Annotated in this window: 16 protein-coding genes; 13 read left to right on the top strand and 3 right to left on the bottom strand. The window is 38.6% G+C overall.

Annotation, left to right across the window (positions count from 1 at the left end):
• Positions 1-169: 169 nt before the first annotated feature.
• The 13 genes from CD001_RS25790 (at position 170) to CD001_RS25735 (ending at position 15,057) form a co-directional block, all read left to right on the top strand.
• Positions 170-2,209, top strand: a complete 2,040-nt coding sequence (locus tag CD001_RS25790) for a hydantoinase/oxoprolinase family protein (protein ID WP_096190422.1) — start codon at positions 170-172, stop codon at positions 2,207-2,209.
• Positions 2,206-3,852 (top strand): hydantoinase B/oxoprolinase family protein, encoded by a 1,647-nt coding sequence (locus CD001_RS25785; RefSeq protein WP_096190421.1) that lies wholly within the window; start codon positions 2,206-2,208, stop codon positions 3,850-3,852. Before CD001_RS25790 ends, CD001_RS25785 begins: the two co-directional genes overlap by 4 nt.
• A gap of 69 nt (positions 3,853-3,921) precedes the next feature.
• The gene (locus CD001_RS27115; RefSeq protein ID WP_257009949.1) at positions 3,922-4,029 is read left to right on the top strand and encodes a DUF3830 family protein; all 108 of its coding nucleotides are present in this window, start codon (positions 3,922-3,924) and stop codon (positions 4,027-4,029) included.
• A 29-nt stretch (positions 4,030-4,058) separates the two neighbouring features.
• Positions 4,059-4,349 (top strand): DUF3830 family protein, encoded by a 291-nt coding sequence (locus tag CD001_RS25780; RefSeq protein WP_257009948.1) that lies wholly within the window; start codon positions 4,059-4,061, stop codon positions 4,347-4,349.
• Between the two features lie 56 nt (positions 4,350-4,405).
• Positions 4,406-5,734, top strand: a complete 1,329-nt coding sequence (locus tag CD001_RS25775; protein WP_096190420.1) for a cytosine permease — start codon at positions 4,406-4,408, stop codon at positions 5,732-5,734.
• A 115-nt stretch (positions 5,735-5,849) separates the two neighbouring features.
• Positions 5,850-6,956: a M24 family metallopeptidase gene (locus tag CD001_RS25770; protein ID WP_096190419.1), complete on the top strand. Its 1,107-nt coding sequence runs from the start codon at positions 5,850-5,852 to the stop codon at positions 6,954-6,956.
• 371 nt (positions 6,957-7,327) lie between these two features.
• Positions 7,328-8,395 carry a M24 family metallopeptidase gene (locus tag CD001_RS25765; protein WP_096190418.1) on the top strand — a complete coding sequence of 356 codons (1,068 nt, stop codon included), beginning with the start codon at positions 7,328-7,330 and terminating at the stop codon, positions 8,393-8,395.
• 54 nt (positions 8,396-8,449) lie between these two features.
• Complete coding sequence (gene nikB / locus CD001_RS25760) at positions 8,450-9,391, top strand: nickel ABC transporter permease (RefSeq protein ID WP_096190417.1); 942 nt, start codon at positions 8,450-8,452, stop codon at positions 9,389-9,391.
• A 106-nt stretch (positions 9,392-9,497) separates the two neighbouring features.
• The gene (locus CD001_RS25755) at positions 9,498-10,334 is read left to right on the top strand and encodes an ABC transporter permease (protein ID WP_407081157.1); all 837 of its coding nucleotides are present in this window, start codon (positions 9,498-9,500) and stop codon (positions 10,332-10,334) included.
• Between the two features lie 19 nt (positions 10,335-10,353).
• Complete coding sequence (locus tag CD001_RS25750) at positions 10,354-11,955, top strand: ABC transporter substrate-binding protein (protein WP_179298906.1); 1,602 nt, start codon at positions 10,354-10,356, stop codon at positions 11,953-11,955.
• A 7-nt stretch (positions 11,956-11,962) separates the two neighbouring features.
• A complete protein-coding gene (locus CD001_RS25745; RefSeq protein ID WP_096190415.1) occupies positions 11,963-12,958 on the top strand; it encodes an ABC transporter ATP-binding protein in 996 nt (331 codons plus the stop codon).
• Positions 12,933-13,904 carry an ABC transporter ATP-binding protein gene (locus CD001_RS25740; RefSeq protein WP_096190414.1) on the top strand — a complete coding sequence of 324 codons (972 nt, stop codon included), beginning with the start codon at positions 12,933-12,935 and terminating at the stop codon, positions 13,902-13,904. Before CD001_RS25745 ends, CD001_RS25740 begins: the two co-directional genes overlap by 26 nt.
• A gap of 370 nt (positions 13,905-14,274) precedes the next feature.
• The gene (locus CD001_RS25735) at positions 14,275-15,057 is read left to right on the top strand and encodes a ZIP family metal transporter (RefSeq protein WP_096190413.1); all 783 of its coding nucleotides are present in this window, start codon (positions 14,275-14,277) and stop codon (positions 15,055-15,057) included.
• Between the two features lie 306 nt (positions 15,058-15,363).
• Here the strand turns inward: CD001_RS25735 and CD001_RS25730 are convergent, their stop codons facing one another.
• The 3 genes from CD001_RS25730 to grpE are packed head-to-tail and all read right to left on the bottom strand — an operon-like array spanning position 15,364 to position 19,014.
• A complete protein-coding gene (locus tag CD001_RS25730; protein ID WP_096190412.1) occupies positions 15,364-16,611 on the bottom strand; it encodes a J domain-containing protein in 1,248 nt (415 codons plus the stop codon).
• A 16-nt stretch (positions 16,612-16,627) separates the two neighbouring features.
• A complete protein-coding gene (locus CD001_RS25725) occupies positions 16,628-18,460 on the bottom strand; it encodes an Hsp70 family protein (protein WP_096190411.1) in 1,833 nt (610 codons plus the stop codon).
• Positions 18,457-19,014 (bottom strand): nucleotide exchange factor GrpE, encoded by a 558-nt coding sequence (gene grpE, locus CD001_RS25720; RefSeq protein ID WP_179298905.1) that lies wholly within the window; start codon positions 19,012-19,014, stop codon positions 18,457-18,459. The genes CD001_RS25725 and grpE overlap by 4 nt, the downstream gene beginning before the upstream one ends.
• Positions 19,015-19,172: the final 158 nt, after the last annotated feature.

The raw sequence follows: 19,172 nt of genomic DNA, 5'->3' as shown, positions 1-19,172 counted from the left end.
AGAAAGCTCTGATTCCCTATATTGGACTTAGCTCTAAATTTCCTGACGAAATATCGAAGGATAGAATGAATGATTCCACTTTCAATATCAACCCAAAAGCAAATAGCAACAATATTTGTGAATAAAGACTTTTTGGAAATTAAGAATAGTAGAAGGGGAGGCAATAAATATGTCACGTTATCGTTTAGGTGTCGATATTGGAGGAACGTTTACAGACTTAGTAATCTATGACCAGAAAGAGAACATTTATCACACGAATAAGACATTAACTACTCCACACAATTTAGCAGAAGGTGTACTGGATTGTATCGACCGCTATGTTAAAGATTTCAATGAGATTGAATACTTTGTACACGGTACAACTTCAGGATTAAATGCATTTTTAGAAAAGAAAGGGGCAAATGTGGCCTTAATTGTAACAAAAGGTTTCAGAGATGTTTACGAGATTGGTCGTGCAAATAGGACAGAAATGTACAACGTTCACTATCGAAAACCATCTCCACTAGTAGAGCGTCAGCATATTTATGAAATCAATGAACGTGTTACTGCAGATGGATCAATTAGTTTAGAGTTGGACGAGAATCAATTAAAAGGATTGATTAAAGAGCTTGGTGATAAAAACTATGATGCTGTTGCTGTATGTCTTTTACACTCTTATCAAAACCCAAAACACGAACAACTTATAAGGTCAGCAATTGCGAGGAAATTAGATATACCTATTTCTCTTTCGAGTGATATAGCAAGAGAATGGCGTGAATATGAACGTGTAAGCACGACGGTTATCAATGCATACATTGCACCGATATTTGAGAGGTATTTACACATATTAGAAGAAGAAATGGTAGCACGAGGATTTACTAATGATATTTATATTATGCAGTCAAACGGAGGTGTGATGACTTCAAAAGTTGCAAAGAAATTACCATTACAAACATTGATGTCCGGACCAGTTGGTGGTGCTATTGGTGGGATGAATCTAGCGAATTTAACAGGTGATAATAATCTTATATGTGTCGATATGGGAGGGACTAGTTTTGATGTTAGTTTAATTATTGACGGACAGCCTGATGTTACTTCTGAAACAATTATGGAAGGGTTTCCAATTTTATCTCCAATGGTAAATATTCATACGATAGGAGCTGGAGGTGGGTCCATTGCATGGGTGGAAGCCGGTGGTCTTCGAGTTGGTCCAAAAAGTGCAGGCTCTTCCCCTGGCCCAGCATGTTACGGAAAGGGCGGTAAAAAACCAACAGTAACTGATGCCAATTTAGTTCTCGGTAGAATCAATGAGAACAATTTTTTAGGTGGGGAGATGATGTTGGACAAGGGGGCTGCAATTGAAGCTGTTCAATCTGTTGCTGATCAGATTGGTTTATCAGTTCAAGAAACGGCAGAAGGTATTTGTGATATTGCAAATGCTAAAATGGCAGATGCTATAAGGACATTGACTGTAAAACGAGGAATTGATCCACGTGAGTTTACTTTAGTAGCCTTTGGTGGTGCTGGACCTATGCACGCTGTATTAATTGCAGATTTACTAGATATGAGAAAAATATTTATTCCTAGTGTATCTGGTACATTTTCAGCATGGGGGATGTTGCAAACAGATATACGCTTTGACACCGTACGAAATTTTGTTGAAGAAATGAGCGATGTAGATAAAGAACAATTAGATAAATTTTACGAGGAAATGGAAAAAGAGAGTATCGAGGTACTAAATCAACAAAATATCCCAACAGACCAAATAAAATTCCAGCGTACATCAGACATTCGTTATTTAGGGCAGGAGTATACAGTAAATGTAACAAATGAGTCGAATGAATTATCTGAATTATCTGATGAATTTCACCGAGTGCATTTGGATATTTACGGTCATAACAACCCCGAGGCAGCTACTGAGATTGTAAACCTTAGAGTAACAGCATTTGGAGAATTGGAAAAACACGATTTCTCACCTAGTGAAAGGTTTGAAAGTCAATCAGAGCCAGGATCTACATCGGCTAAAAATGTCGTTTGGAACAAAAAGGAACAATTATCACATATCTACTCAACTAGTTATTTAAAATATGGGAATCATTTTAATGGACCAGCAATTATTGAAGATAAAAATTCAACGATCGTTATTCCTCCGAATTATCAAATCAAAATTGATGAATATCAAAATGTTGAAATTTTAAAAGAAACAGCAGAAAAGGAGGCATTAGTATGACCATTGATAATTATGTTTATTTGGAAAACCCGATTACGACTGAGATTGTTCGCAATGCATTGATTTCAACAGCAGATGAAATGAATGCAAGTCTAGCAAGAAGTGCATTTTCTCCTATTATTTATGAGATGAAAGACTGTAGTGTTTGTTTATTTAACAAAGATGTTGAGTTGTTAGGGCAATCAGCAGGGCTACCAATTTTTCTAGGAAATTTAGATGAATGTATTCGTGTAACAACTGAATTAATTGGTGGAATTGAAAACTATCATGATGGTGATTTGTATATTATGAACGATTCCTATGTTGGCGGAACACATTTAAATGATGTTACTACTTTTTCCCCCATTTTTTTCGAAGGGGAATTAGTTGGCTTCACAGCAACGAGAGCACACTGGTTAGATATTGGTTCAAAAGATCCTGGGTACCCAATGGATGCTACGAATATCTACCAAGAAGGAATTCGAATACCTCCTACAAAAATTTATGATCGTGGAAAACCTGTAGATGATGTGATTCGTCTAATCGTAACGAATAATCGTTTTAACGCTGCAGCAACAGGTGACTTGAATGCACAGATTGCAGCTTGTCGAACAGGGGAAAGGAGATTTATAGAATTAATTAATAGGTTCGGAATTGATCGGATTAATCGATGTATTAAAGATATATTTAGGCAGTCAGAAGAAATGGATCGAGAAGTTGTTCGTCAAATTCCAGATGGTATTTATGAGTCAGAAGGGCACTTGGATAATGATGGTGTTAAAGATGAAGAAATTCTCGTTAAGGTAAAGGTAGTTGTTGAAGGAGATTATATTACCATTGATTTAACGGGCTCTAGTGAGCAACGTATGGGTCAAACCAATTGTGGGTATGCCCAAACGATCTCAGCTTGTCGGGTTGCATTTAAGGATTTAATAAGTCCGGATTCTCCGGTTACTGGTGGGAATTTTAAAACAATGGAGGTCGTTGCTCCGAAAGGGACGATCTTTCATGCAACAGAACCTGCACCTTGTGGTTGGTACTTTACACCACTAGGGATACTTATCGACTTAATTATTAAGGCTTTGTCTCCAGTGATGAAAGAACAGGCTGCGGCAGCTCACTATGGGGATTCGATGGTTGTTACATTTGCAGGAATTACAGATAAAACGAGTGAACCATTTTTGTCGGTAGAAGCTACTGCTGGAGGATGGGGAGCTTATCACAATGGTGACGGTCAATCTGCCTTGATTAACCATGTAAGTGGTGATTTTAAAAACCTCCCAATAGAAGTTTACGAATCAAAGTATCCGATTCGAATTAATCAATATGCCTTGAGGCAAGGATCCGGAGGTGCAGGTACGTTTCGTGGTGGACTAGGCGTCGTTAGAGAGTATGAAATCTTGAACGAGGAAGCCTCTGTTTACCTTTGGTTTGAACGATTTAAAACACCCGCTTGGGGTTTGTTTGGTGGTGAGGCTGGTATGAAGCCGGATGTGGAAATCATAAGTGGCAGTCAGATCGAACACCTTTTAAAGGTTAATGGAAAAAAGGTTGAAAGAGGAGATATTGTAAGGGTAAAAACGGGTGGTGGCGGTGGATTTGGTTCCCCATCACAGAGAGCGGAAGCAAATATTACGAGTGATAAGCGTAATCAGTATATCTAATTTAATATGGAAGAGAAAATGACTCGAGCTGGTTCTGTTTGAACCAGCTTTCAATAAAGGTGATGTCTTATGAAAAAAGTAATAATTAAGTTTGAGCGTGGAGGAGAAGTTTCAGCTGAATTACTAGAGAGCGTCGCACCTGATACTTGCAAAATCATATGGGATGCGAAAGTGTAGTCACACAATCAAGATGGTCAGGCAGGGAAGTGAACTTTTCATTTACTGGTGAATTTGCGCCGGTACGTGAGAACCAAACGATTTATACTAGTTTGGGTGAAATTTGTTATTGGAGAGACTGGGATAACGAAAGAGATCAAGATACTCATGTCATTGCAATTTACTATGGTGCGGAAATGGCGAGAAGCAATCGAGGTCATGAACCAGTAAATGTATTTGCTCGTGTCCATCATGACGACATTGAAAAGCTAATGGAGATTGGTGAGCGGGTATGGTTAAAAGGAACAGAAAAAGTATATTTCCAACAAGAACACACTTAATTTCTTTTCTTAATAATAAGAGGGAGCTTTCTAATTAAAAGGAAGGAAGTGTCAAAATGGAAACTATGAAAAAAGATACCGTTCTTTCTGAGGTTCCAAAATCAGAAAGGAAACATTGGCTTGTGCCCGCTACGATTTTTGGTGGGTTAGAATTTGCTGTTCCTGTCATTATGGTTGGTGCTACACTAGCTGGAAACTTTGGTCTGTCTCAAATACTTTTAATTCTTTTAGTAGGTTTAGTCGTTATTCAATGGGTTGGGAATTCACTACAAGGATATCTTGGAGCAAAAACGGGGCGTCCATCTTCTGTTATTGCAAGGACAAGTTTTGGGGCAGTTCAAGCACGTTTTTTAGTAGGTCTTGCTCTTATTATATTAAATGTGGGCTGGTTTGGGGTAAATACTGCTGTTGCAGGTAATGCACTAGCTGCTGTATTAGGAGTTAATTATAGTGAACAATGGTTGATTTGGGCATTAATTACATTAATTGCGGGTCTTCTTTTTGCATTACCAGCTGTCATAGGTTACAACTCAATGAAGTGGACAGATTATTTGGCTGTTCCTGCTGGACTAATCTTAATAGCCTCTGGTGTATTTTTTGCATTAAGAGGTACAGGGTGGGAACAAATTGTTTCTTGGCAGCCAGAACGATCAATGACCTTTTTTGCTGCTATCAGTTTAATTTTAGGAGCCAATGTAGCGCAGTGGCTTATTGCATCTGATTATACAAGATATTCAAAGCCAAAACTAAAAGATCAAGCATTAATTCCACTTGGAATTGTCTTCATTGGGTTTGTTTTCTTCTTTACTGGAGCGATTATGTCAGTAGGTATTGGTGATGCAGATATCGTAGTGGTCATGCAAGGTTTAGGGTTCCCATTTTGGGGTTTCATCATTTTATGGATTGCCCTATGGACGAGTCAATTAGTGGCAAGTTATTCAATTGGTTTAGCTGCCGCAAATATGTTTAATATCAATTCCGGTAAAGGGCGTGCATGGTTAACTGTTGGTGGATCTTTAGCTGGGATCATACTGGCACTAATTGGTATTCTGACATATTTTATGGATTTTCTAGTATTGTTAGGAGTTGTTTATCCTGCCATTGCCGGGGTAATGTTTGTTGATTTCTTCTTTATTCGTAATAGAGAATGGGTAGATAAAGCAGGGTGGAATTGGATGGCAACGATTGCCTTTTTAGTAGGGGCTTTAGTAGGTTACCTTACTCAGTATCAGTATCCAGTTGGAATACCAGCCGTTCAGTCGCTTATTATATCTGGGGTTGTCTACTATGTTGCGATGCGAATAAAAGCATATGTGAAACCTGACCACTTTACTGAATTTCAAAACCAAAAAGGTGTAGATGATACTCAAAATGCCGTTAACTAATTGATTTTAAATCAAGGCTACAAGCTAATTTTGGTCATTTACTAGATTAGCTTGTGTTTTATTTAATTCATTAAGAAAATGAAAATTACATTTGGGTTTAAAAGGAGAGTTTTCTATGAAAGAGTCCTATAAGAATAGATTAATGTCATTGAGAAACTACATGGATGTGATGGATATAGAAGTTGCAATGATAACAAGCCCTAAAAATATTTTCTATTATACAGGGTTTCATTCTGAACCGTATGAACGATTTATGGCATTAATTGTCCATCAAGAACAGGACAAAACGTATTTATTTGTTCCTGCTTTAGATAAAGAGATGGCTTTAGATTTTTCATACGTTAAGACAGTAGTAATAGTATCAGACGAAGAAAATCCATATGAAAGGTTGAAGGATGAAATTGGTAATCGGTTTCGAACCTTCGGCATAGAGAAACAAAAAGTTACATTAGATCAATTTGAACAATTAACGCATTGGATCGAGGTAGAGAGCGTTCTGAACATGACAGAGTTTATTCATAAAGAAAGGATGAGAAAAACAGAGGAAGAATGTCATCTTGTCCAAAAGGCGATTCATTGTATCGAACAAGTGTTGAATGATGGCATTAAACAAGTAAAAGTAGGAATGTCAGAGCTTGAATTAACGGCAGAATTTGAATATTTAATGCGAAAGTCAGGAGCAGAAGGACCAGCTTTTTCGACAACGGTTCTTTCTGGAGAGAATGCGGCATTACCTCATGGAAGTCCTGGAGCTAGGACGTTTAAAAAAGGTGATTTCTTACTTATTGATATGGGTGTGGTCGTTGGTGGATATTGTTCAGATATCTCGCGTACGTTCGTCATTGGTGAAGAAACAGAGGAACAGAAAAAAATATATGAAACTGTGTCCGAGGCAACAAAGAGAGCAATTCAAGCTACAAAAAGGGGGGTTCCTATTGGAGAGATCGATAGAGCGGCTCGGTTTTTCATAGAAGAAAAAGGTTATGGTGCTTATTTTAACAATCGAGTAGGTCACGGGTTGGGCATCGATGTTCACGAACAACCTTCTATTCATAGCGAAAATTCATTAAAGGTCGCTGAGGGCTTTTTGTTTACGATTGAACCAGGAATTTATATTCCTCAATTCGGAGGTGTGAGAATAGAGGAAAATATTTATATTGGGGACGATGGAAAAACGAACGTATTGACTTCGTATCCGTCAGATTTAATACGTTTAGGGTAGATTTGAGACGTTGTTCAAAAAGTCTGGGAAAAATAGTTTATGTCCTCTGTGTTGACTCGTTTCTACGTTACTCACGTAAGAACACGATACGCTTCGAGACTCAACATTTCGTCGCCTTGATCTACTTTTTTTGTCCTGCTTTCAATGGAGAATCTAGAAATCTATACACCAATTTCATAAATTCTAAAAAGATATACATATTCATAAACGAATGTATATTTTTTTAGATTTATTTTACCGAATATTTCAATATTTTTGAAAATTTTATGTTTTTGTAACAAATTTATTAGGTCTTAGAGGTTGGCATTAATCTTGCATTTATAAAAGATTGAGATAATTATCTTAAATAATCGTGGAGAGGAGTTTTTATAGTGGGACATTTAAAGCAGTTAAGAGATCAGTTCGATGCATTTGGTATTGATGGTTTATTAATTACGAAGGCGGAGAATAGAAGGTATTTAACGCGGTTTACTGGAACTGCTGGAGTCGTTCTAATTACGAAGTCCGAAGCTGCATTCCTAACTGATTTTCGATATGCGAGACAAGCCCAAAATCAAGTCGAAGGGTATGAGGTGAATATTCACCGTCAATCCCAATCTTTACTAGACAATGTCGTTGAGCATATACAAAACATGAATATAACTCGTTTAGGGTTTGAAGCTGAAGATGTTCATTATAATCTTTATTCAGCATTAGCTGAGAAGGCGAAAGTGAAACTTGTTCCGACCAATAAAGCAGTTGAAAAGTTAAGAATGATTAAAACAAAAGAAGAAATTAGATTGCTTAAAAAGGCTGCTGAGATCGGGGATGCAGCATTTGAGTTTATCCAAGAGTTTATACGACCAGGGGTGAGAGAATTAGATGTCGGTCATGAGTTAGAGTATTTTATGAGAAAAAATGGTGCGACTTCTAATTCGTCTAAGCTCATTGTCGCATCTGGATATCGAGGCTCTTTTCCTCACGGTGTAGCTAGTGAAAAAGTGATTGAACAAGGGGAGATGGTGACGTTAGATTACGGTGCACTGTATCAAGGATACCGTTCTGATATGACGAGGACACTTGCCTTGGGAGAACCGCACCCTGAATTAAAGAAAATCTATAAAGTTGTATATGAAGCATTACAAAATAGTCTTGATGTCATAAAACCGGGTATGTTCTCAAATGAGGTTGACGCTGTTGTAAGAGATTACATATCGGAGAAAGGGTATGGAGAATATTTTGGGCATGGTGCCGGTCATGGAATCGGGTTGGAAATTCATGAGGATCCATTTTTTTCAAAAACGACGAACGTTGAAATGAAACCAGGAATGGTCGTAACGATTGAACCGGGGATTTATATTCCAGATTTAGGTGGTGTACGAATCGAAGATGATGTCGTGATCACCGAGGACGGATGTGACATCCTAACTCTTTCAACGAAGGAATTAGTCACAGTGTAACTAGTTAATTATTTTGTTTGTTCTTTAAAGCGCTTTTTGAAAGGAGGGATCAAGTTGGTAGGACTAATTGTAAAGCGGTTTATGCAAATGATCCTACTGCTAGTAGGTGTTTCGATCATCGTTTTTCTAAGTATGCATTTAGCACCTGGTGACCCTGCCTTAATTATTGCAGGACCCGAGGCGACACAAGAATCTGTAGAACAAATTCGAGAAAATTTAGGCTTGAATGACCCGATCTATGTACAATATTGGAGTTATATAACTGGTGTTTTACAAGGGGATTTTGGTTACTCTTATCAAACGAGTCAGGATGTGGGCCACGCTTTATTAATTCGGTTCCCGAATACGGTAAAACTCGCGATAGCTAGTGTATTTGTTGCGACGATATTAGGGGTAGCAATGGGTGTGATATCTGCACTAAAGCAAAATACTTGGGCTGATTATACAAGTACGACAGTTGCTTTAGCAGGTGTATCGATTCCGAACTTTTGGCTTGGGGCTGTTCTTATTTTAGTCTTTTCTGTGAGTTTACAATGGCTGCCAGTTGGAGGAATGAACGCCCCTTGGTATACCTTACAAGGTTTAAAGGAGCTCATACTTCCAGCTATCACTTTAGGCACCGCATCTGCTGCGATGATAGCAAGAATGACACGTTCAGCCATGTTAGAAGTCATTAGCTCCGATTACATTAGAACTGCTCGTGCAAAAGGGATAAAGGAAAAATATGTCATTATGCTGCATTGTTTTCGAAATGCAATGATTCCTGTTATTACGTTAGTCGGATTGAACTTCGGCTTCCTACTCGGTGGCACAGTGATCGTTGAGCAGGTTTTTGCGATAAATGGTGTCGGTCGGTTAATGATTAATGCGATTTCACAGAGAGATTTCCCGATGGTTCAAGGTGGCGTCCTGATTATTGCGGCATTATTTGTTTTTGTCAATTTGATTGTCGATATCCTTTATATTCTCATTGACCCTAGGATTACGTATGAATAGAAACCATTTCAGGTAGAGAGGAGGGGGAATTCATTTGCCAACTGAATTAACCACTTCTAAAGGTGACGTTATTGATTCCGGAAAACCGGAAGAAAAAAAGAGTGCGATCTGGCATGCATTGAAAAAAGTAATAAGTAACCGTATCGCGTTAGTTGGTTTATTGATTATTGTAATCCAAGTCTTACTTGCTATTTTGGCACCTGTCATAACTTTTCATGAACCAAATGTCCAAAATCTTTCATCAACCCATTTAAAACCAGGGAGTGAAGGGCATTGGTTAGGAACAGATCACTACGGAAGAGACGTCTGGAGCAGGCTCGTTTTTGGAGCAAGGATATCCTTATTTGTTGGGATTCTTGCTACAGCCTTAGGTTTATTGGGAGGGGTGATATTAGGGGGATTAGCTGGATATTATCAAAGGTTAGATGGGATCATTATGAGGTTTATTGATTTGATGTTTGCATTTCCAAGTATATTATTAGCCATGTTAATCATTGCTATCTTAGGTACTAGTTTAGTAAATGTCATTATTGCAATCAGTATTTGGTCAGTCCCATCTTGTGCCCGGATTATTAGAGGAAATGTTCTTAGTATCAAGAAACAAGAGTTTATAACGGTATTAAAATCACTAGGTGCGAGTGATTTGCGAATAATCATAAAACATGTTTTGCCGAACTGTTTTGCACCGATCATCGTTATTGGAACAATGAACTTGGCAACAGTTATTTTATCAACCGCAGCTTTAAGTTATTTAGGGTTAGGTGCCCAGCCCCCTACTGCTGAATGGGGTGCCATGATCGCTTCTGGACAAAATCATATGTGGAATTCACCTCACTTGGTTCTTATTCCTGGGATTGCGATTATGTTAGTCGTGTTTGCTTTTAATGTAGTAGGTGATGCATTGCGTGATGCACTTGATCCAAATATGGACAAAAACTATTAATGAGAGGATTGGATTGCTGATGAAAAAACGGAATATCTTTTATCTTCTACTATTATTAGTCATCGCTGCTATTATTGTTGGTTGTACAAGTGAAACAAGTCAGGGCGATGATATAAATGGCGAGAGTGATGCAAAGCAAGATGAGGGACAAGAGGAGGATCAAGAAGAAGCAAGTGAGCCTTCTAGTGATGTTCCACAAGAAATGGTTTTTGCAACAACGAGTGATCCCGTTGGGTTATCCCCAATCGAAACGTGGGACACGGTTTCAGATCAACCAATCAACCAAATGTACGAAAGGTTATTTGTAAACGACCCAGATACGAATGAATTTATCCCCCATTTAGCAACATCTTATCATAATCCAGACGACTTAACGTGGGTATTTGAACTAAGAGAAGGTGTGGAATTCCATGATGGCACACCATTCAATGCGGAAGCTGTAAAATATACGTTTGAAACGTTAATCGATCCTGATGTCGGGGCTCCTGGGGCACATATTATGAGCTTTATTGATGAAATTGAGGTTTTAGGTGATTACGAGATTAGTATTACGACAAAGGAGCCGAACCCGAATGTTTTAACAATCTTAACAAATCGTACGACAGCAATAATTAGTCCTACCGCTGACCAAAATCAAAACTTGATGCAAGAGCCTGTTGGGACAGGACCATTTAAGTTTGAAAATTGGGTCCAAGGAGACCGGTTAGAAATGGTCCGAAATGATAATTATTGGGGAGAGCCGCCTCCGTTAGAAAAAATCACATTTTTGACGGTTCCTGAGCAATCAACAGCGATTTCCATGCTCGAAACTGGTGAAGTACAAATGATCGACGGAATAGATGCTGAACATATTCCAAGATTGGAAAGTATGTCAGGAACTGAACTACTTCAAAGAGAGGCAACCGGCGTTTATTTTTACGCATTTAATATGGAAAAAGAACCGATGAATGAACTAGCGTTTCGTCAAGCTGTTGCATATGCATTAGATATCGATAGTTATATTGGATTACTAGGAGGCATTGGATTCAAATCGCATTCTCTATTTGGTCCAGCAGTAGTAGGTTATGACGAAATAATTGAAGACTCAGGATATGGATATGACCCTGACAAGGCAAGGGAGATTGTTGAAGAAAATGGATATGGTGATGAGGAATTAACACTTTATACATCAGATAGAGGAGTTTATTTACGAATGGCTGAAGTAGCTCAAGAACAATTAGAGGCAATTGGGCTTAATATTTCGATTCAAATGCTTGAATGGGGAACGATGTTAGATGTCACGTCTCAAGGAGAACAAGATATGTTTGTACTAGGTTCCTCTAACTCTATGAATGGGCTTGAAACAGCTTATGGGTATTTCCATAGTGATAGTGTCGGTGTAAATAACCGTTCACAATATAGTGACCCTGATTTTGATGCTCTCGTTGATGAAGCGAGAAAAGAGCTAGATGATGACAGGAGACAAGATCTATTAAACGAGGCACATCAGCGAGTGATTGAAGAGGTATTTATTGTACCGATGCACCATGCTATAGCAACACTCGCACATGATGAGTCTTTAGATGGTGTTATTTTAGCTCCAGAACTAGTATTTGATTTAAGAGAAGCATATAGAAAGTAGAGATAATATGCCACGACAACTATTACACGTAAATAATTTAGTTACTCAGTTTTCTTCACAAAAAAAGCCACTATCTGCGGTAAAGGGTATCTCCTTTACCGTGGAACATGGTGAAACGGTATGTATCGTAGGTGAATCTGGTTGTGGAAAAAGTATTACGGCACTCTCTATCATGGGATTATTACCTAGAAATGCGAATATCGTAGAAGGAAGTATAAACTTTAATGATACAGATTTAACAAAGTTATCGAAGGAAGAGATGCAGAAGGTCAGAGGTAATGAAATTTCAATGATTTTTCAGGAACCGATGACTGCTTTAAATCCTGTGTTTTCCATTGGTTTTCAAATAAGGGAAGTTTTAATGAATCATTTAAAAATATCGAAAAGGGAAGCACATCAACAAGGTATTGAATTATTAAAGCAGGTTGAGATTTCTTCACCTGAAAAGCGCATGCACCAATATCCACATGAGTTAAGTGGCGGGATGCGTCAAAGAGTGATGATTGCAATTGGCTTAGCCTGCAACCCAAAATTGCTCATTGCAGACGAACCGACAACAGCGTTAGATGTGACGATTCAAGCTCAAATTCTCGAATTGATCCAAGATTTAAAGGATCAATATCAAATGAGCGTTATCTTGATCACTCATGATATGGGGGTCGTTGCACAAGTAGCTGACAGGGTGATCGTCATGTATGCAGGGGAAATTATTGAAGAAGGAGATGTTGAATCGATTTTCAACAATGCGCAGCACCCTTATACAAAAGGTTTGCTCAATTCTGTGCCTCATGCCGATTCCCAACATAACTTAGAGCCTATCCCTGGCTCTTTACCTACTTTAAATGACCAAATCAGTGGGTGTGCTTTTCATCCCCGTTGTAAGTATGTGATGGACAAATGCAAACAGGAAAAGCCTGCTAACTCTAGTCTCACCCCGCATCATAAAACAACATGTTGGTTGCAAGAGGTGAACGAAGATGACCCAAAAAAGATCACTTATTAAATTAGAAAATGTAAAAAAACATTATCCAGTACGAAGTAAGATCATTAAACGAATTGAATCACACGTCAAAGCTGTAAATGGGGTCTCACTTGAAGTATATCAAGGAGAAACGCTAGGGGTTGTCGGAGAATCAGGGTGCGGAAAATCAACATTAGGTCGCACGATTATGCAATTAGAAAAAATTACTGAAGGAAATATCATTTTTGATGGGCAAGATATAACAAAATTAAGTCGAATGAAATTAAAGCCTTATCGAAGAAAGCTGCAAATGATTTTTCAAGACCCTTTTGCATCCTTGAATCCACGGCAACGGATCGGAAATGCGATTGAAGAAGCTTTAGTTATGCATTCTTCTCTTTCAAAAAAAGAACGACAAGAGAAGGTTAAGTCTATTTTGCAGAAAGTAGGCTTAAAGCCCGAGCATGCAGACCGATTACCGCATGAATTTAGCGGTGGTCAAAGGCAAAGAATTGGGATTGGGCGAGCAATCGCAGTGAATCCGAAATTTCTCGTTTGTGATGAACCTGTATCAGCTCTCGATGTATCGGTGCAAGCTCAAATTATTAAATTGCTAAAAGAACTACAAGAAATTGAAAACTTAACGTACCTATTTATTTCTCATGATTTAGGTGTCGTACGGCATATTTGTGATCGTGTCATGGTCATGTATTTAGGCCATATGGTGGAGCTTGCTCCAGTTGAAAAACTTTACGAGTCACCGTTACACCCTTATACGGAAGCTCTTTTATCGGCTATACCGAAGCCTGATACGAATCAAAAAACGGAGAGAATAAAAATAAAAGGGGAGCTTCCTTCACCTACAGAGGAGATAAGCGGATGCCCTTTTCATACACGTTGTCCAATTGCTACAGAACAATGTAAAAATGAACTTCCGGAGTGGAGACAAATAGACAAAGACCATTATGTAGCATGTCATGAGCGATAAGGTAGGGTGACGTTTCTGTAAATAGAATTTATATCATTTTAACCTTTCGATTGCTGTCTAGCACGGAGCGGTCAAAAGTGAGGTTATAGCTTTTCAATCTCATAAACCAATGTGACACCGTATGTTGCATTGGTTTTTCATATGTCGTTTTTCAGTCCGGCAATTTCAGGATGGATGGCAGGTAGTGCTTTTGACTGAGTGACTGATAAAAAAATGGTTCTCAGTATATTTTGGAGCGTTTAGCAGATCTTAAAAGTACGATCATTTAATTACATAAGTTATTCCACTCGAATGATAAGTTTAAATGTAAGAAATAAAAAGGATTGAGCTTTGTATATAGTTGTAAAAAAATAGTAGGAGGCGTTTCCGTATGTGGAATGCCCTTTTTTGGGGGACGTTTGCTGCTTCTGCAACGATGTTTGGTGCATTGTTAGCATTAAAAGTATCGATTCCGAAAAGAGTTATCGGATTTATTATGGCATTAGGGACAGGTGCTTTAATCGGAGCGACAGCTTATGAGCTGTTAGAAGGATCGTTAGAAATTAGCGGTTTTAAAGAAGTGGCGATTGGTTTTTTAGGCGGCGCTTTACTGTTCACTATTTTGGATTTGCTCATTTCACACAAAGGTGGGCATCAAAGGAAAGGGACGGATCGAGCTTATAAGGCAGATGGTACTTTATTTTCTGGAGGGTCTCGATCTTCTTCTTCAGATTCTGACGGGAAAACATCAGGGATGGGGATATTCATTGGTTCGGTTATGGACACATTGCCTGAGTCAGCAATGATCGGGATGAGTTTAATTGGTGGAGCATCAGTTAGCTTAGCTCTTGTCGTCTCGGTTTTTATTAGTAACATTCCGGAAGGATTATCGAGTACAGTCGGGTTGCGAAAAAGTGGGTTTTCGAGGAAGAAGATTGTCATCATGTGGGCACTAGTTGTCTTTTTTTCGGCATTAAGTTCGTTAGCCGGGGCAACTTTACTAGACACTGCATCTAATAGTATTAAAGCAATCGTCAGCAGCTTTGCAGGAGGAGCGATTATTGCGATGGTCGCATCAACGATGATGCCGGAAGCATACAAAGAAGGCGGACCAACCGTTGGCTTTATCACATCAATCGGCGTCTTCATCGCCCTCTGGCTCCACCACATATAAGACAAGTGCCTATAAGACAAGTGCCAGTCACTTCCCGAACATTGTCGAATGTCGTATATTTCAAGGCATTTTTTCCAATACTTCATTCATATGGAGGTTGGTAATATGAAACATGAAGGAAACTTCTTTAAAGGTTTGCTATGGGGGACAATTCTTAGTGTTCCTTTTTGGGCAGCATTAGTCGGAATCGTCTTGTTTTTGTACTAAGAGCCAAGTGCCAGTCACTTCCCGAATAATGTCGTAACTATATAGACCGAATAAAATGCCTGATCTAGTGTGGAATAATCGCACTAGATCAGGCATCAATTAAATGAACTTTCGTAATCCTCTTTTCATTTCTCTGTTAAAGTCTTTTGTCAGCTCATTAAATAGCTCGTCCCAGTCCGATTTAAAGAAGTTATAGAATGCTGCGTATTTCTTTTTCAAATGCAAAATTCCTGCAGCAAAATATTCTCGATCTTCTTCAAGCTCCTCCACGATGTCCGGCGGAAATGATACTTTGATTTGCTGTACAATTGGATGATCCTCGTCATCAAAATACAATCGAACAGCTCGTAAAAGAATGAGTGGGAAAATCGAATCATCTTTAAAGAGTCGATCTAAATCTTTTTCAACTCTTACTAACTTTTTGATTTCTTTGATGTCTTCCTTTAGATCAGATGGAGTGTCTGACACGATTTTTGCAAAGTCAATATGAAGTTCAGCCATACGGAAATTTTTGTGATCGAAGTATTCTTCGTATTCAGCCATTAATAACTCAAACGCTTCTTCTTTTTCATCTTCGTCTTCAAGGTTTTTTAAAAATTTACGGAAGCGAGTTTGGACTTTTGATAAGTGAGACCAATTCTCTGTTTGATTGACGACAACAAGCCACATCATAAAGGAATCTATGTTTTCAAACGATTCCTCTCCTTCTGGAGGGATGGTCGATTCAGTAAATTCTAGTGCATGATCCTCCTGATCTAAATGGATATATATGAACACTAGTTGCTGTACAAAGAAATGAGTTGACTTTGGAAATCTCTTAACCCCTTCCTCAAGGATCTCCTTCGCCTTATCTAGATAATCCTTTTTGATTAGTGCATTACTAAATAATGAATAGATGAACGTATAGCCTTCTTCGCCTTCATCTTCCATTAATTCAGGGGAATCTAATATTTGTTCAAAACAATCATATGCTCTTTCTAAGTCATCAATCATAACAGAAGTAAGCAAAACGCCAGTTTGGGCGGCAAGGTTGATCGGGTCGACCTCTAAAATATTGTTGTATAGATCAAAAGCTTGCTTGAATTTCCCCTTCTCTACATCACGTCCAGCTTTATTTAATATATTTTCGATTTTACCACCATATTTTCTTGCAAGGTCATACTGTTTACGTTTTAGCGGGTCTTTTAACGTTTCGTACGCTTCTCGAATTAGTTCAAATTGTTCAGGATCTGTTTCAGGTGGATGTTTTTTCACAGCGGCAATGTACTTTTCTTTAATCCGTCGTTGACTAATGTTCGCTGTCGTTCCTAGTATTTTATAATAACTTTGATGTACAGTTTGAGGCATCGTACATGCTCCTTTCCTAAATTTCTAAGTCAATCGCTAGATCAATAGAACGTTCAATTGCCTTATTTAATAGCGCAGGGTCATTCGAGTTTAGGGCAGACTCAATCAACATCATCACTTGTTCAAGCTCTTCTTTTGAAACACCATCACAATTATGAAGTTCTTTTGAAAAACGTTTTTTCCATTCCTTGGCATCAGTGATTAATTCTTCCAATGGTTCCTCGGATTCACCTGGAACGTCCTCGGTAAAATCAAAAAGGTTCAGTTCCTCAGCTAGATCTTGATCTTCGACTTCATAAGCAGCCTCGACTTTGGTCATGCTGTCTTGAAAAGCTTGCTCTGAACTTCGGTCGATAGCATCCTCGATCGTGACAGACATTTCATTTCCTGTCGAAGCACTTTTAGCGGTCACTTCTAAAATACCATTTAAATTATAGCGAAACGTCACATCTACCGCTTCTTCACCTGCTCGTTTTGCGGGTAAACCTTCGAGTATAAACTCATTAAGAAAGTAATTATTCTTTACCCAATCATTTTCCCCTTGATAGATTTCAATACTGACAGCAGTTTGGTTATCTTCCGAAGTCGTGAAACTTTCTGTCCGTGTTACTGGAATTGTTGTGTTACGTGGAATAATGGCATGGAATGCTCCGGGCTTTGCTCTTGACCTCATGTTGTCTAACACAGCAATTCCCATTGAAAAAGGAGCGACATCCGTAACAATAAGTCCACTGTTACTAAGAGCACCGGATTTTAACCCTGCTTGAACAGCAGCACCTAAAGCGACAGCTTCATCAGGGTTAACATCTTTTTTAGGAGCTTTTTGAAAAAATGACGTGATGAGCTGGTGAACTTGTGGGATTCTCGTCGACCCACCTACGAGTAAGACTTCATCAATGTCTGTTGCTTTCAAGTTGGCATCACTCAGAACTTGCCTTAGCTTTTCTTCCGTTTCAAGAAGTAAAGGTTCAATTAGTTTTACAAATTCATCTCTATTTAGTGTAGCATCAAGTCCAATCGGCGAATTATTTTTAACCGTAACGACAGGGACAGCTATGTTTACAGTGTCCTCGTAAGATAGCTTCTCTTTTATTTTTTCAGCTTCTTCTTTCAAGCGGGCCTTGCTTCGTATGTCTTCTCTTGGATCAATTTGGGTTGAGGCTATCATTTTTTCGGAAAGCCAATCGACGACAAGCCAATCAAAGTCCTCTCCGCCAAGTTGATTATTACCAGCAGATGCTTTTACTTCAAGAATCCCGTCCATCATTTCTACTACGGATACATCGAATGTGCCGCCACCTAAATCATAAACGATAATATGGCTGTTTTCTTCGAGGTTTTGCATACCATATGCTAAAGCAGCAGCTGTCGGTTCATTAATGATTCGCTCGACGACAAAACCTGCAAGTTCTCCTGCTTTTTTCGTAGCTTGGCGTTGTTGGTTCGTAAAATAAGCGGGGACAGTGATAACTGCTTCTTTTTCGCCTTCACCTAGCTGCTTGTCAGCTACACGTTTGATTTCTTTTAAAATGAATGCTGATATTTCTTCTGGGGTAAATGATTTTTCCCCTAATGAAATGAGTGTCTCTTCCCCCATTTCTCGCTTGACTGCTGCTTTTGTACGATTGGGCATGGCGACTAAGGCACTGCGAGCGTCATCACCTACGATTACTTTGTCGCTAGGGTCCAATAAAACGACTGAAGGCATCATATGTTCACCGTTTTTCAGTTGAATCATTCGGGGGCTTTGTTTATAAATGTAGGCAGCTGCAGTATTTGTTGTTCCTAAGTCAATGCCAATGATGGGTCGAAATGAAGTCGTTTTTGCGTTGGTTGATGAATGAGTCATATATTTTTCTCCTTTACCGTAACAACTTGTCCTTTTCTAATTATTTTTCCATTTGATTCAGCGAATGCTCTTTTATAGATCGCAATGATTTCATTTGGTTCAGTATGTTCTTGCGGTGAAATTGTTTTAATCGCTTCAGCAAATCTGGGATCAAACTTTTCTCCTCGTTGGATACATTCGGTTACACCTAAAACCGAGAGAGTGTGTAATGTCTGGGACGTCCAGTTTATTAATGTTTCTCTCCATTGGGAGTCAATGGATAATTGTTCATAGATCATATCCATATCATCAATTTGGTTAATTAGATTGTGAATAGCTTGATCGTTAGATGGGATGTTTTTTTCCTCTTGTTGGTCTTTGATGATCGTTGTGACTTTTTTTAAATCTCCTTCTAAACTTTTTCCAGTTTTATATTGGAGTCTCATAAATTTTTGTAGGTTTTGGTCGAGTTCTGTTACGCGGTCGACCATTGACGATAATTGTAACTTCATATGATCGAATTCCTCAGAGAATGAGTTCTCTTTTTCTTCTCTTTTCAAAAAAGGCCATTTCACGATTCTCAACTCCTTTCCAACAATTCTACTGTATATCAAGAACGCCTGCCAAGTGCCAGTTACTTCCCGAAATATGTCAAAAAATATTTCTCGGACAACATTTTTAGCTTTAAAATACATGATCTTCATTCATTTAAAGGTACTGCTGACAAGGGCGG

The organism is Evansella halocellulosilytica (assembly GCF_002335745.1).
Classification (GTDB): Bacteria; Bacillota; Bacilli; order Bacillales; family Salisediminibacteriaceae; genus Bacillus_CA; species Bacillus_CA halocellulosilytica.
This window is presented reverse-complemented; position numbering and strand designations above follow the sequence as displayed.